This window comes from Pseudoblastomonas marina, from assembly GCF_034374265.1.
In the GTDB taxonomy this organism is placed as follows: domain Bacteria; phylum Pseudomonadota; class Alphaproteobacteria; order Sphingomonadales; family Sphingomonadaceae; genus Alteriqipengyuania_A; species Alteriqipengyuania_A marina.
The window spans coordinates 1921709-1934198 of record NZ_CP139718.1 but is presented as its reverse complement, the minus strand read 5'-3'; the positions used below and the strand labels follow the sequence as shown (position 1 = coordinate 1934198).

Annotated in this window: 14 protein-coding genes; 5 read left to right on the top strand and 9 right to left on the bottom strand. The window is 59.8% G+C overall.

The genetic code is table 11. The features are described from left to right. Positions 1-137 precede the first annotated feature (137 nt). From T8S45_RS09555 to tilS, 3 genes are all read left to right on the top strand, one after another. Complete coding sequence (locus T8S45_RS09555) at positions 138-995, top strand: helix-turn-helix domain-containing protein (protein ID WP_188642584.1); 858 nt, start codon at positions 138-140, stop codon at positions 993-995. Positions 996-1116: 121 nt separating this feature from the next. After that, a complete protein-coding gene (locus T8S45_RS09550) occupies positions 1117-2028 on the top strand; it encodes a tetratricopeptide repeat protein (RefSeq protein WP_188642583.1) in 912 nt (303 codons plus the stop codon). After that, positions 2018-2989 (top strand): tRNA lysidine(34) synthetase TilS, encoded by a 972-nt coding sequence (tilS, locus tag T8S45_RS09545; RefSeq protein ID WP_322295212.1) that lies wholly within the window; start codon positions 2018-2020, stop codon positions 2987-2989. The genes T8S45_RS09550 and tilS overlap by 11 nt, the downstream gene beginning before the upstream one ends. A 1-nt stretch (position 2990) precedes the next feature. Here tilS and T8S45_RS09540 read toward each other — a convergent pair whose 3' ends face one another. From T8S45_RS09540 to T8S45_RS09525, 4 genes are all read right to left on the bottom strand, one after another. After that, positions 2991-3656: a L,D-transpeptidase family protein gene (locus T8S45_RS09540; protein ID WP_322293552.1), complete on the bottom strand. Its 666-nt coding sequence runs from the start codon at positions 3654-3656 to the stop codon at positions 2991-2993. A 100-nt stretch (positions 3657-3756) separates the two neighbouring features. Beyond that, on the bottom strand, positions 3757-4551 hold the full coding sequence (locus tag T8S45_RS09535) for a transglutaminase-like domain-containing protein (RefSeq protein ID WP_322293551.1): 795 nt from the start codon (positions 4549-4551) through the stop codon (positions 3757-3759). Between the two features lie 114 nt (positions 4552-4665). Next, positions 4666-6039: a hypothetical protein gene (locus tag T8S45_RS09530; protein WP_322293550.1), complete on the bottom strand. Its 1374-nt coding sequence runs from the start codon at positions 6037-6039 to the stop codon at positions 4666-4668. Between the two features lie 117 nt (positions 6040-6156). Continuing rightward, positions 6157-6753 carry a zinc ribbon domain-containing protein gene (locus tag T8S45_RS09525; RefSeq protein ID WP_322293549.1) on the bottom strand — a complete coding sequence of 199 codons (597 nt, stop codon included), beginning with the start codon at positions 6751-6753 and terminating at the stop codon, positions 6157-6159. A 113-nt stretch (positions 6754-6866) separates the two neighbouring features. Here T8S45_RS09525 and T8S45_RS09520 point away from each other — a divergent pair, with 113 nt between their 5' ends. Continuing rightward, positions 6867-7085, top strand: coding sequence for a helix-turn-helix domain-containing protein (locus T8S45_RS09520; RefSeq protein WP_322293548.1), 219 nt, complete (start codon positions 6867-6869; stop codon positions 7083-7085). A 458-nt stretch (positions 7086-7543) separates the two neighbouring features. On the opposite strand, the gene T8S45_RS09515 is transcribed toward T8S45_RS09520, so the two are convergent. From T8S45_RS09515 to T8S45_RS09505, 3 genes are all read right to left on the bottom strand, one after another. Then, complete coding sequence (locus T8S45_RS09515) at positions 7544-7741, bottom strand: hypothetical protein (RefSeq protein ID WP_322293547.1); 198 nt, start codon at positions 7739-7741, stop codon at positions 7544-7546. Continuing rightward, positions 7738-8301, bottom strand: coding sequence for a recombinase family protein (locus T8S45_RS09510; protein ID WP_322293546.1), 564 nt, complete (start codon positions 8299-8301; stop codon positions 7738-7740). Before T8S45_RS09510 ends, T8S45_RS09515 begins: the two co-directional genes overlap by 4 nt. A gap of 373 nt (positions 8302-8674) precedes the next feature. Next, on the bottom strand, positions 8675-9358 hold the full coding sequence (locus T8S45_RS09505) for an HNH endonuclease (protein WP_322293545.1): 684 nt from the start codon (positions 9356-9358) through the stop codon (positions 8675-8677). A gap of 147 nt (positions 9359-9505) precedes the next feature. On the opposite strand from T8S45_RS09505, the gene T8S45_RS09500 reads away from it, so the two are divergent. Further along, positions 9506-10138: a nucleoside/nucleotide kinase family protein gene (locus T8S45_RS09500; RefSeq protein ID WP_322293544.1), complete on the top strand. Its 633-nt coding sequence runs from the start codon at positions 9506-9508 to the stop codon at positions 10136-10138. Here the strand turns inward: T8S45_RS09500 and T8S45_RS09495 are convergent. Together T8S45_RS09495 and T8S45_RS09490 are read right to left on the bottom strand one after the other, a co-directional pair. Beyond that, positions 10135-11013 (bottom strand): hypothetical protein, encoded by an 879-nt coding sequence (locus T8S45_RS09495; RefSeq protein ID WP_322293543.1) that lies wholly within the window; start codon positions 11011-11013, stop codon positions 10135-10137. The two genes, T8S45_RS09500 and T8S45_RS09495, sit on opposite strands and share 4 nt — an antisense overlap. After that, positions 11010-12434 (bottom strand): hypothetical protein, encoded by a 1425-nt coding sequence (locus T8S45_RS09490; protein ID WP_322293542.1) that lies wholly within the window; start codon positions 12432-12434, stop codon positions 11010-11012. Before T8S45_RS09490 ends, T8S45_RS09495 begins: the two co-directional genes overlap by 4 nt. Positions 12435-12490 lie beyond the last annotated feature (56 nt).

Below are 12490 nucleotides of genomic sequence, written 5' to 3'. Positions count from 1 at the left end.
TCGGCTCGGCTCGGCGCTTCGCGGCGATTCGTTCATTGACTCTTAGCCTTCCGCGGGCACTCTTGGGCCCAGACGGAAAGTTTGGGCGGGGATTGATGACGGCGCAATCGGCTCCGGTGCATCCGGAAGAAAATGACGTGGAAGATGAAAACGTAGCCGCGGAAGCGGACGCGCAACTGCGTGCGCACGAACGGCTCGCGGCGGCGCGCAAGGAGCGCGGGCTCTCGCGCAACGAGATCGCGAATAAGACCAAGATCCCGCAGCGCTCGCTCGAAGCGCTCGAGGATGGCGACTATGACGCGCTCCCTTCGCGCACTTATGCGATCGGCTTCTCGCGTACCTTCGCCCGCGCGGTCGGGCTCGACGGCGAGGAGATCGCCGAGCAGGTGCGGGTCGAACTCGACGGTGCCGCTGCCTATGATCGGGTCGGCCAGCCCGACAAGTTCGAACCGGGCGATCCGGCGCGGGTCGCCAGCCCTAAGATTGCATGGATTGCCGCGATCGCCGGGCTCGTGCTGATGGTTGCGGGCGCGCTGACCTTCTGGCGCAGCTATTTTGCGCCCGGCGCCGAATTCCCGCCTTTGCGCAGCGACGATCCCGCCGAGCAGGGTGAGGCCACCCAGCAAGCCGGCGTCGAGGAGGAGGCCGACGGGCCGGCCGGTCCGATTTCGCAGGACGACGAGGTCGTGTTCACCTCGCTCGCCGACGAAGTGTGGGTCAAGTTCTACGACAGCAACGGCCGCCAATTGATGCAGAAGATCATGGCCAAGGGCGAAAGCTACACCGTGCCCAGCGAGGTCGAGCGCCCGCTGCTCTGGACGGGGCGGCCCGAAGCGCTCGGTATCAGCGTGGGCGGACGCGAATTGCCGCGGCTCTCGGCCGAACAGGTGACGATGAAGGACGTGCCGGTCTCGGCCGTCGCGCTGGGCCAGCGCTTCGGGCAGCCGGTTGAAAACGCACCCGATCCGGCGGCGACATCCACCACTGAAGGCTGATCTCCGCTCGACAGCGGCCCCGCCGTTTGGTTATCAATTCGTTCATCGCGTGTTGGTCCGGACGGGGCCATGTTGCGCGTATCATCCGGCCAGTCACGGTCAGGACAGTCAGGGATCGACCATGCTTCGCTTTTCCGTAACCGATTTCAAAACCTCGATCGGCGCCGCGCTCGCGCTGGGCCTCGCCGTCGCTTCCGTGCCGGCGCAGGCCCAGGACGATGCCGAAGTGCGCATCCGCGCGCTCGAAGCGCAGGTCCGCGCGTTGCAGCGCGTCGTCTTTCCCGGCGGCGACGGCCGTTTCTTCGAACCGCAGGTCGATCGCGGCACGTCGTCGCAGGGCGGCTCGCAGGCGGGTACGCCGGCGACCGGCGCGGTGACCGATATCCTTGCTCGGCTCGAAGCGCTCGAGACCGAGCTCGCCCGCCTGACCTCGCTGGCTGAGGAAAACCGCAACGACCTGCGCGGGCTCGATACGCGGCTGACGACGCTCGAAAGCGCGGCGGAGGCCGAGGCGGTCGCCGAGACAGCCGAAGTAACCGTCGCTCCCGAAACCACCACCGCCGTAGCCGTGCCCGAGCAACGCGAAGAACCGTCCGCCGAGCGCGTCGCGGCGGTCGCGGCGATCGTCAAGCCGCAGTCGGACGATCCGGGCGATGATGAATACACCTACGGTTTTCGCCTGTGGGATGCGGGTTTCTATCCCGAAGCACGCCAGCAGCTGAAGATCTTCGTGCGCGATTATCCGAACCACCCGCTGATCAGCTTCGGCCGCAACCTGATCGGCCGCGCTTATCTCGACGATGGCGATCCCGAGCAGGCCGCCGCGTGGTTCGTCGAGAACTACACTTCGGACAAGACCGGGCGCCGCGCCGCCGACAGCGTGCTCTACCTCGCGATCGCGATGATCCGCCGCAACGAGACCGAGCGCGCCTGCACCGCGCTCGGCGTGTTCTCTCGCGAATTCGCCGCGGAGGCCGTCGGGCGGCTCGAAACGCTCTACAACACCACGCGCGAGCGGGTGAATTGCAGCTGAGGAAGACCCGCCCATTGATAGCCTTCCCGCCTCGCTACGGATCCGGTTCCAGGACAGCATCCGCGCGCTGACCGACGGCGCGCCGGGGCGGCTGGGCGTCGCCGTCTCGGGCGGACCCGATAGCCTCGCGCTCCTGTTGCTCGCGGCGGAGTCCTTTCCGGGAGCAGTGTGCGCGGCGACGGTCGATCACGGTTTACGTGCAGAAAGCGCTGCCGAAGCCGGGCTCGTTGCACAATATTGCGGCGAGCTTGGCGTTCCGCACGATACGCTCGTGATCGAGATCGGCGAGGGCAATGTTTCGGAACGCGCCCGCGAGGCGCGCTACGAGGCGCTCGCGGGTTGGGCGGCTCGCCAAGGCGTCTCGCACGTCGCCACCGCCCATCATGCAGACGACCAGGTCGAAACGTTCCTGATGCGCCTCAATCGCGGCTCGGGCGTGGCGGGTCTCGCAGGAATCCGGAAGCGCGCCCGAATCTCCGCGCTGGAGGTGATCCGCCCGCTGCTCGACTGGCGGCGGGCGGAACTGGCCGAACTGGTCGAGGCACGCGGCTGGATGCCGGTCGACGATCCCTCCAACCGTGACCCGCGCTACGATCGCGCGAGAATTCGGACGGCGCTGATCGAGGCCGATTGGCTCGACCCGGTGGCGATCGCGGCGAGTGCGGCGCACCTGGCCGATGCCGATACTGCGCTCGACTGGATGGCGGACCGTATCATGGCCGAGACCGTCAGGGCGGTCGGCGAGCGACTGGCATTGCCCGCCGACCTGCCACGCGCACTCGCGCTGAGGGTCGTTGCGCGACTGCTCGGGCAAATTGGCGAGGGTGCACCGCGGGGCTCCGAGATTGCGCGGCTTTGCGATGCCCTGGCGGCGGGGAAGGTCGCGACGCTCGCGGGTGTGGTCGCGCGACCGGGGAAGGGCGTGTGGCGGTTCGGAAAGGCCCCCGAACGGCGCGGCTAGGTCAGATCAGCGGGTCGCCGACGCCGATCCGCTTGCCGTCGGTGACGACGACCTTGTCGCCCAGCTTGGCGATGGCGAACAGCTTGGCCGCGAATTCCTCGGGCGTCCCGACGCAGCCGTGGCTGGCATAGCCGTTCTCGACCAGGCTGCCGTGGATCGCCACCCCGTCCCAGGTGAGGCGCATCATGTACGGCATCTCGGCATCGTAGAGATTCGAGACGTGATCCTTGTTCTTCTGCAGGATCGGGAACACGCCGACCGGGGTCGGATGCTCGTCGGTGCCGAGCAGCACGGCCGCCGCGCCGATCTCGTAACCGTCGCGGAACACCGAGATCACGCGCGCCTGCTTGTCGACCGTGATCACCAGCGGACCGTCGGGAACGCCCTCATCGTCCCAGTGCCATTCGCCGTACTTGATCGGGCCGGAGATCGGCAGCACCCGCTTGATCACGAACGGATCGGGCGCGACCGGTTCGGGCGTCGCTTGGACCTCCTGCACCACCGGGGTGGCAACCTTTTCCTCGCCCAGCGTATCCTCGTAGGCAATGTCCTGCCCCGTTGCATCCTCGCCCGCACCGACGAGCAGTGCGCCCCCGGCCGAAATGCCGAGCGCCAACACGAGGCCGCCGAATGCGCCGAGGCGCTGGAGAGGAGAAAGCGTCGCCATTCGCCCACCTTGTAGCCGGAACGATGGTAAATTTGGAGCGGTTTCGCATGACGCGTCCCGCAATGCGACGGCGGCAGGCCTTGGTTAACGCCGCGCAGGCTCAGGCGCGGGCAACCGAAACCGACTTGTCGACCAGCTGCAACTGCCCGAAACTGGTGAGGAAACTGACATCCGCGGCATCGCGGCCGACGCCGATCTTCACCATGTCCGCCGCTTCGACCATGCCCGTCGCGTCGACCGGCTGCCATTCGCCCCCTTCGCCGTCGTCGCTGGCGAGGAAGACCTCGGCCACGGCGTGGAAGTCCTGCGGATCGACCTCGGGGCCGTAGAGGCTGACATAGCGCGCCGGGATCAGCGAGGCGCGCGCCATCGCGATCGTCACATGGGCATAGTCGCGACACACGCCGCGCCGCTCGACGAAGCTGTCGAGCGCGGTGGTGTGGGGCCCGCTCGCACCCGGGACGTAGGCGAACTTGCGCGAGAGCCAGTCGCAGATCGCCTCCATTCGCTTGCCACCCGAGGTCCCCCCGAATTCGGCATCAACGAAGGCCTGGAACCGGTCGGCCTGGCAATAGCGGCTGTCGAACAGGTAGGGCACGACCTCGCCCGGCAGCCTGTGGGCCGGCAGCGCTTCGAGCGAGGGCACCGGCGAGAGATCGCGCCGCGGCTCGATCGTCGCCGTATAGTCGATCGCGACCTCGCCTTCGGCCCGCAGCCAGATCCGTTCGCCGATCATGTCCTGTGCCGGGACCCGCGCGAAATGCTCGCCCGCGCTGTGGTCGAGCGAACACTCGACCACCTGTTGTTCGGGGATGTCGGCGGCCTCGATCTGCAACAGGATGTCGGTCGGTCGGTCGAGTCGGACCTTGAGGTGGGTTTCGATGTCGAGCTTCATGCCTGCCCAATGCGCCAGCGAGGTAAAGTGTCCGATGGTCCGCGGAGTTGCGGCCGGTGGCGGAGACGGAGGGAGACTAACCTTTGTCTGGCCGCACACTGATTTCCTTGCCTTTTATTGCTGATGTTGATCGGCGTTTGTAGCACTGATTGTAGCATCCCGCTGGGTGAGATCATTGACCATATCCCGGTATGGCGGGCAAAGGCCGTAAATTGCAGGCGCGCCATTCAGATCGCGCACACGCGGCCGATTTCGCTCAATGATGCCCCGGCGCTCCAATTCTCTTAGGACTTCTGGTGGGGCATCGTCCTGTCCGATGCTTCCATCGGTGAGCAACAACAGCAACACGCGGCCGATCTCGCTTTGCTCGTTTCCAAACGCTGCGCCGACGTTGGAAATTAAGGAGCCTAGATCGAAATGACCGTAGCTATCCGGTCCGCTGAAGGCTTCAAACACCTCATTCCAACGAACTTTATCGAGAAGTTCGGATCGCTCGTTATCGAGGATGCCGAGAAACCGGGTGCTGACCTCTGCACCGCTGTCGACGTTGCGATAATTTCCCTTCGTCAGCCGTTTCACTTCAAATCTGATGCGGTCATTGGACTTCGCATAAACGGCCAGTTTCTTCTTGGTCGGCAGATCGGTGAGAACTCGCACGGCTCGACCTTCTCGTCGTAAGGTGACGTCATTGGAAAAGTAACGTGCCTCGCTTGAATGATCCGATGCGATCATAAACGCACCGCCTCGCCTAACCATTAATCGAGCCGAGGGTCGATAACGCTCAAAGTAAGTCTCAATCTGCGGCACGCGGACCGATCCCCAGTCGATAGCTACCTGCCCGCCGTTCACGCACATCACTTGTCGAACGCCTTCTGTCTGAAGTGATCCATCTCCGAATATCAGCGAGAGTATGCGTTGAAATTGCTCGATAAGCACAACTGGGAAGGTTAGTCGGAAGTCGCTCCCAAAAATGCGATCTGCGCGACCGAGATCGTCAATCCAGTTGTCGTTGCCATCCAGCGATGAACCGACATCCATATGGCTTGAAAAGAAGTCGGTCGGGTCCAGACGGCGGCATCGCTCGAAACCATAGGGCTGATTACTATCTACATCAGGCAGTCCGTGAAGGCGGTGCGCGAATATGCGTGATGGGTTGATGTTCGCACGCACATAGAGGTTACCCCGACCTTCGGCGCGCTGCTTTAGATCGATCTTCAAATCGCGAATGAGACAGTTTGTGCGCTTACGTCCTTCGATCTTAGCTGTGACGGGTTGCAGACCTGTTCCAAACTCTGGCCCGTTAAGCCAATAGTGCCCATCACCAAAAAGTGCGGGCGATCCTAACGAATTGACCCATTCACTGAACGCGAGACCTCCTGACGACCAATCGCCCGCAAGTTGTATCTGCAATCTGTCAAAGAAGCACTCTGATTGGGTTGGGAGAGTGTGCCCGTCATACCCGGGCAATGGCGAATTGCGTTTACGCAAGGCGATACGGATCGCCCGTTCACGCGGTTCGCTTGATGATCCTTCCCTTCTCGACACAATTCGCCCTCTTAAAGAAGGCGTGGAGGAATTGAAGTGAGTTGAAAGAGTGGGGGGATGCTAGGGAATATTCGGCTCGTCAGTATCTGCCTTCACGCAAATCTGATCCCAAACCTCGACACCGAACTTGCCGTCGTTGACGTCGCTCTCAAAGAAGGCTGCGTCACCGAGCGCGACAAACCGCTCATATCCAGAAAATCCACCGAAGGCGTTCTTCGCGTTTACGTAGCCACAAACAGCAGCGGCTCGACCTCCGCTGTAATAGCCGACATCACGGAACTGGGCGCTGTCCGGGTCTTTCAGCCTTTTTCTGATCCCGTCACGCGACATGATAACGAGATTTCGTTGGGCCTCCCTGCTTAGCGGCCCATCCTGTTCTTCAGCTTTGCCCGGTCCACTGCCGCGTTGGATTTCGAGGATTTCTTCGCGCGATGGTGGATCGGGAAAGTCCACGAGAGCGAACAAGCCAATGACGGCGACAACCACTCCCGCGCAGCCGATGCGGGAGTATTTCGCGACCTTCTTCTCACCTTCGGTTCGGGGTCCATCAGAAGGGTTCGGGCTCCGGAAACGATGGCCGCAATGTTTGCAGACTGCCGCGTCCTTCTTGATTGTCTCTGCGCACTCCGGACATTTCCGCTCGTCACTTTCCATCATTCTTGCCCCTCACTCTGTTACTCTTTGTCTACCTTCCATATCGGCTGCGTCAAAAGCATTTTGTTACTCTTGGTATGGCGACTTTTGGTCAGCATTGTGGTCGATCCTGATGGATGCTGCTGCGGAACAATCTTGCTGCAAATATCCGGCGCATACGGCGCGAGCGCGGTCTGTCGCAGGAGGCTTTCGCGGCCGAAGTGGGCATCCACAGAACCTATGCGACGATGCTCGAAAGCCGAAAGCGCAACCCGACGATTGATGTGATCGAGCGGATCATGAAGGCGCTCAATCTAGAGGTCGGTGATCTACTGGGACCGCCGCCCAACCGTTGAGGAGCGGATCGGCTCTCGCCTCGAAAGTGCGTCAAACACATCGACCGCCTCCGCGATCTGGAGAGCCTCGGCACGAGTTAGTTCCACGAGTGGCAGTGACTGCGCCCATCGGGCGGCTGGCAATGTCGCTAGGCGCTCAAGCCAATGGTCCGGCTCACGGAAGCGGCGGTGCACATGGTAGTGGCAGGAACGACAGATAGGCTGTGCCGTCAGCGGCCTCGCATAGATTTCGCTATGCCGTTGCGGGGCATCCGCAGCGCCGCAAACGCCGCAAGGCTCGTCGTTCGATCCCAGTCCGATCCGCCGCGCAATGATTACCTTTTGCCATCCAGCGATCCGCTCCGGCCCCGTGAAACCGTTGTATGGTCGCGGCACCTTCCAACCCCAGCGGGGGAGAGGATAGCCTTCGCTGATCGCAGTATCGACTTGGGCTTCGATTATCCAGTCCGGAAGGGCGGTCATGATCGCGGTTCCGCAATCGAACGCTTGATCTCCCCGAGCGTCGTTCCGGCGCGTTGCAACCCGTTGCCAATCGAAGCGACAAGCGCGTTGAGAACTTCGGGCGGCTGATCGGATTGCTGTCCCTCGACAGTGAGCCCGTGCAAGTCTTCGAGTTCCCCAGTCAGGCGAGCGAACAGTTCAGCAGGCTTGGTCATGTCCGGGCCTCCTTCAAGAGCCGATACACGGACGCTCGGGACAAATTGAGCCTAGTTGCGATTTCCGGAGGGGTAAGGCCCTCCTCTTTCAGCGAGACGATCTCTGGCAATTTTCTGCGGGCTGTGGGCTGCCTACCTCGATATTTGCCTTCTCGCTTTGCGCGCTCAATCCCCTCACGCTGCCTTGATTTCATCAGTTCGCGCTCGAACTGCGCAATGGCACCGAACATCGTCAAAACCAGCTTTCCAGTTGGGCTTTGCGTGTCCATCTCCGTGCCACCGAAATCGAGGACACGAAGACCAACCTTCTTGGCTTCTAATTTGGCGATGATCTCCAGCAGGTCGCGGGTGGACCGTGCCAGGCGATCAAGTCGGACGATCACCAGAGCGTCCCCTTCGCGCGCAAAATCGAGCGCGAGAGTTAGCTGTTGCCGCTCGGCGACCGAACTTACTTGCTCGGAAAATACCTTCTCGCAGCCCGCCTTGCCTAATTTCTCGATCTGGCTCTCGAACCCTGCCTTCTGATCGAACGTGCTGGTTCTGGCATACCCTATCTGCACCGTGCTTCCCCGCTGCTTTTCCTAATGAAATCAGCCTAAAGGGGTATGCAGTCGGATAAAGGGCTAAGTGACTATGTTCGCTTAGACGGCGAGACTGTCTTCGGCCAACGCTGGCGGCCGAACATCTGAAGGGCAGCTAATCTGATCTCGTCGAGTTGCCGTTGAGCGTCAGCGAGTGCTGGCGACATCCGAGCGTTTTGGCTCGATCTCGCCTTGCCCTTGGCAGTTCTAGGCCCGGTCGATCTCTCCCATGGCTTAGTGCGCGCGATGATTTCCCGCTGCTTCGCTCGGCGCTCCGGTGTCCATGCTGATTTGGTGCCCATCCACGACTATCCTGTTCAGTTCGATTTCCCGGTTATACTACGCTCGAGGTTCACTTGCCACGGCTCCGAAGGGCCGAAGCCAAAGCCGCGCGCGTCTTATCAGAGGACAAGTTCTGCCGGATGTTCAGCCCATGCAGATTGGCATAATCTCCCATCGCTTCTCTCGACACGGAGACCTTCAAGGTGGCCGGGTCGATCCGGACATCGCCAGCGTCGAACAAACGATGCAAGTCTGCCCTCAAGGGTATGCCGTTGCCCGCTTCGTCACCGCCGCCAGATGCAACCGTTACGATGTGCGCAGCTTCAAGTGAGGTCAGGGTCTCACAGCCCGTCAAAAGAGATCGCGCGCCATACAGATCGAAAACTGCTGCTCTGAACTTTGCCTGATTTGGCCGCGCCCATGTTTCGGCAAGCCGTCGCTGGCGTTCTTCAGCCTCGGACGCCTCGGTCTCCAGATTTTCGATTAGTTGGAAGCCAAGCCGTTCAAAATGCCGACGAAAAACGTTCGTGATCGGATTGTCACTCATTGGAGCCCCGGCAATTTCACTCGCCAATCGCCCGAGCGGCTTCACTGGAAATCGTTCGCCCTCAAATACGAGAAAGCCTGTTGAGGATCGGCGGGATTGCCCACCCGGCTTCGGGTAAGTTTGGTAAAGCCAGCCCTCTCCGTTCTGTCTGGCCAATCTGATCGCTTCTTCGGCGTGGCTGCGGCGGAAAGACAGTTCGCGTGGCATTACAGCAGTCCTAATAGGGTTCTAGGTTCACTGGGAACCGTCTAGCATAAACGATCTAGACCCTCTTGAGACAGCTACACACGGATGGGCGGTGTCCAATATGGGGAAGGATCAATTGGAGTAGAAATGGAAGCACAGGGGGATTGCATGCTTGTAGGGCTGGTCGGTGCGTCTGGAGCTGGGAAGACGGCAATCGCGGAGGCTCTGGTGCAAGGACATGGGTTCTATCGAGTGCATATCGGCCAGCCTATCAAGGACATGCTTGGCGCTTTCGGCCTGAACAACGAAGAACTTCACGGCCCACCAAACCTACGTGCTGCGCCTTCTCAAAAGCTGGCTGGAAAATCGCCTCGATTTGCGATGCAGACCCTCGGCACCGAATGGGGCCGTGAGATGATTTCCAAAAATATTTGGGCGGACCATTTGCATCGAAGACTGAATAGCTTGCAGCGTGATCGAGTGTCCGAGATCATCGTGGATGATTTGCGATTTCCGGAAGATTTTGAAGCAATTCTTGGAGCGGGTGGGGTGGTCGTTCGCGTTATCCGGCCCGCGCTCCATGATGCCCCTAGCACTGCGGAAAAAATTGCTCGCAAATTTCCTTTGACGCGCCACTGGTTACGAAGGCTTGGCCAAAATGTGGACCACGAAACCGAGGTCCACTGGAGGACAGCACCTGCTGCCTTCGAGATTATCAATGACTGTGAACCAGAAGTGGCTGCCGAGCGGTTGCTAGCCGCCTATGCAAGCGAAAGGCGAGGTCATCAGCAAAACCGCTAAATCGGAATTGAGCTCGGCAGCCGACCTTCACGCTGCGTCTCAGAAACGAACTTTTCAGGCCAAGAGATGCCAAGCAGGGCATACGGTTTCAAAACACCCTCAAGATCGGTCGACGATTTTGAGAGAATTTTTGTCAAGGCTTCGATCAGCCCAACATGCGCAGTCTCAATCGGGTGATCAAAACCCGGCTCTGCCGTTAAATGATGTGCAGCCTTAAGTGCGTTCTGACACTCGCCGTACTCTTCGATTTGAAGGTAAGCGCAAGCCAACCCTAGCCAGCTCCATAGCTCGCTGTCTCGGTTTCCTATGTCACGGCCAATGTCTATTCCAGAGCGATAATACTCTACCGCTTGGCGCTCCTCTCCCGCGTACCGCAGGGCTTCGGCGTAAGCCAAGTTAGCATTTCCAATTGCGCGCATATCATTCTCATCATGCGCAAATTGCACCGCCTGTTGCGCACTTTCGAGAGCGTGTTCGACCTCGCCAATTTTTGCGAGTGACCTTGAAAGAGCACGATGAAGTTTTGACCCACCTTCATTCGGCAAACGCTGCGCTAGAGAAACCAAACGATCAATTGACGCAGGCAAGTGCTCATAGTCACCGTGATCTCGCAGCGCTGTGTTAATAATGCGCTCACGCTCGAATTGCATCACGGCATTGGCAGGAGCCTCCTCCGCGATTTCATCTGACAGCGAGCTGAGGAGCTCGTACTCATTCAACCTCAGTGCGAGCCGCATTCTGAGAAGCTTCGCTTCAAGCGACAGGTCTGATCGCCTATCAGCATGCCTTTCGACGGCTTCAAGAGGCTCGAGCACATCCGTATAGCGACCGAGCTCGAGATTGAGGCGGGCAGCGGATAAAGCATGGTCGATCATGTTTTGCCTCCTCCTTTCATCTCTGGCCCGTCGCCTCGATACGATAGCTGGTGCAATAGCAGACTGTCTTCCTTCGAGCCTGACGCTTCCAACTGAGCAGCCAAGCTATCGACTTCTTCGCTTTCTAGCCCATCCACAATATCCTGAGCGAGCAAAGGTATCATCCCTGCTGCTTTCGCGACATTTGGGAAGAAGCCGATTTCCACAAGTGCATCATACCATACCTTCCGAAGCATCGCGCGCTTGTTCGCGTCGATGCCAGAAAGCCAAGGTGCCGCGTAGCTGGAGTGACCAAATCTCACTCGATCATCGACTTGCTTGAGCAGCCCTCTAGGTGAGGCGTCATCCACGGCCTTCTGCAGATCAAAATTTTGTGAGGCAAGCGCAGGTCCTAGCAGTTCGATGGGAACAGCAGCATTCCCCGGCAATAGCGACAGGAGGTCTCCGACGAACCGTGCATCATCGCACATTCCATCCCGTTTTCTGCGAATTACCACTTCGCCGATGTCAGGGATAAGTGGGTCATCCCTTCCCTTACGCCACGCATCGAGAACCCAGCTGACATATACAGCGCGACCGCCGTTTGAACTCTCCACTAGTCGTTCGAGTTCAGCAGCTGTCGGCTTTTTGCCGATTACGTCCTCAAACCACTCGCACAGTTCTGCACGGCTTATTTCGGGCATTGCTAACACCAACCCTGGCACAAGTTCGATGCTCGGTTTCATCGTTTTTTGCCAGTCCGAGGTGCAAGGCTCCTCAACATTGGTGGCAATCACGAGCACGCAGCTAGTCGGCTTAGAGCGTACAAGAGTGCGTAAGAAACTCTCTGCGGTCGCATCCAAGAGCTCGTAGTCCTCAATGACTACGCAAAGCGGCTTTCCTAGATCGCTCACAAAATCGAGGGCCCTCGCGATTAGCCTACGCTTGTTAGCGCTTTCCTCAGCCAAGAGATCATCGAACGGGTCGGGCTCACCGTCCTTTCCCGAAGCCATATCGGCGATCTGCTCAATGGTTTTCTCTGCCGCCCCAAGTGTGGCAGCTTTCGCGATGTCCTTCATCATCGCGCCTGCCAACCTCCTCAGCCTAGTCGGCAACTTGGAAACAAATTTCTCCGCGGCTCCATCGAGCCTCTGATCAAGTGCGCATGGAATTTCTGTTAGGGACTTATATAGGCTAGCGATCAATTCACCTTCAGTTCGATCTACCCCGCCTCGGAGGATGATCGCGTCCGGGCCCCGTCCGTTTTGAAGCGCTCGCGAGAACTGAAACAGAAACTCGGACTTTCCATCGCCCTTGACGCTCTCGATGCCGAAAACAGTTTGCCCGTGATGATAGGCATCCAGCAGCTCGGCCGCGATTTTTTCGCGCCCCCAGAGCCTATCTCTATCCATGAATTGCAGAATGGACGAGGCATCGTTCATGAATTATTCGCTTGGGTCCTTGTCCCGCTGTCAATGCTGAGCAGCCAATGCGACGC

What these genes read in the sequence shown, in the direction of transcription:
- T8S45_RS09490 (WP_322293542.1), bottom strand. Translation starts at nt 12,434, where the DNA reads ATGAACGATGCCTCGTCCATTCTGCAATTCATGGATAGAGATAGGCTC.
- T8S45_RS09505 (WP_322293545.1), bottom strand. Translation starts at nt 9,358, where the DNA reads ATGCCACGCGAACTGTCTTTCCGCCGCAGCCACGCCGAAGAAGCGATC.
- T8S45_RS09540 (WP_322293552.1), bottom strand. Translation starts at nt 3,656, where the DNA reads ATGGCGACGCTTTCTCCTCTCCAGCGCCTCGGCGCATTCGGCGGCCTC.
- T8S45_RS09495 (WP_322293543.1), bottom strand. Translation starts at nt 11,013, where the DNA reads ATGATCGACCATGCTTTATCCGCTGCCCGCCTCAATCTCGAGCTCGGT.
- T8S45_RS09500 (WP_322293544.1), top strand. Translation starts at nt 9,506, where the DNA reads ATGCTTGTAGGGCTGGTCGGTGCGTCTGGAGCTGGGAAGACGGCAATC.
- T8S45_RS09515 (WP_322293547.1), bottom strand. Translation starts at nt 7,741, where the DNA reads ATGACCAAGCCTGCTGAACTGTTCGCTCGCCTGACTGGGGAACTCGAA.
- T8S45_RS09535 (WP_322293551.1), bottom strand. Translation starts at nt 4,551, where the DNA reads ATGAAGCTCGACATCGAAACCCACCTCAAGGTCCGACTCGACCGACCG.
- T8S45_RS09550 (WP_188642583.1), top strand. Translation starts at nt 1,117, where the DNA reads ATGCTTCGCTTTTCCGTAACCGATTTCAAAACCTCGATCGGCGCCGCG.
- T8S45_RS09525 (WP_322293549.1), bottom strand. Translation starts at nt 6,753, where the DNA reads ATGATGGAAAGTGACGAGCGGAAATGTCCGGAGTGCGCAGAGACAATC.
- T8S45_RS09520 (WP_322293548.1), top strand. Translation starts at nt 6,867, where the DNA reads ATGCTGCTGCGGAACAATCTTGCTGCAAATATCCGGCGCATACGGCGC.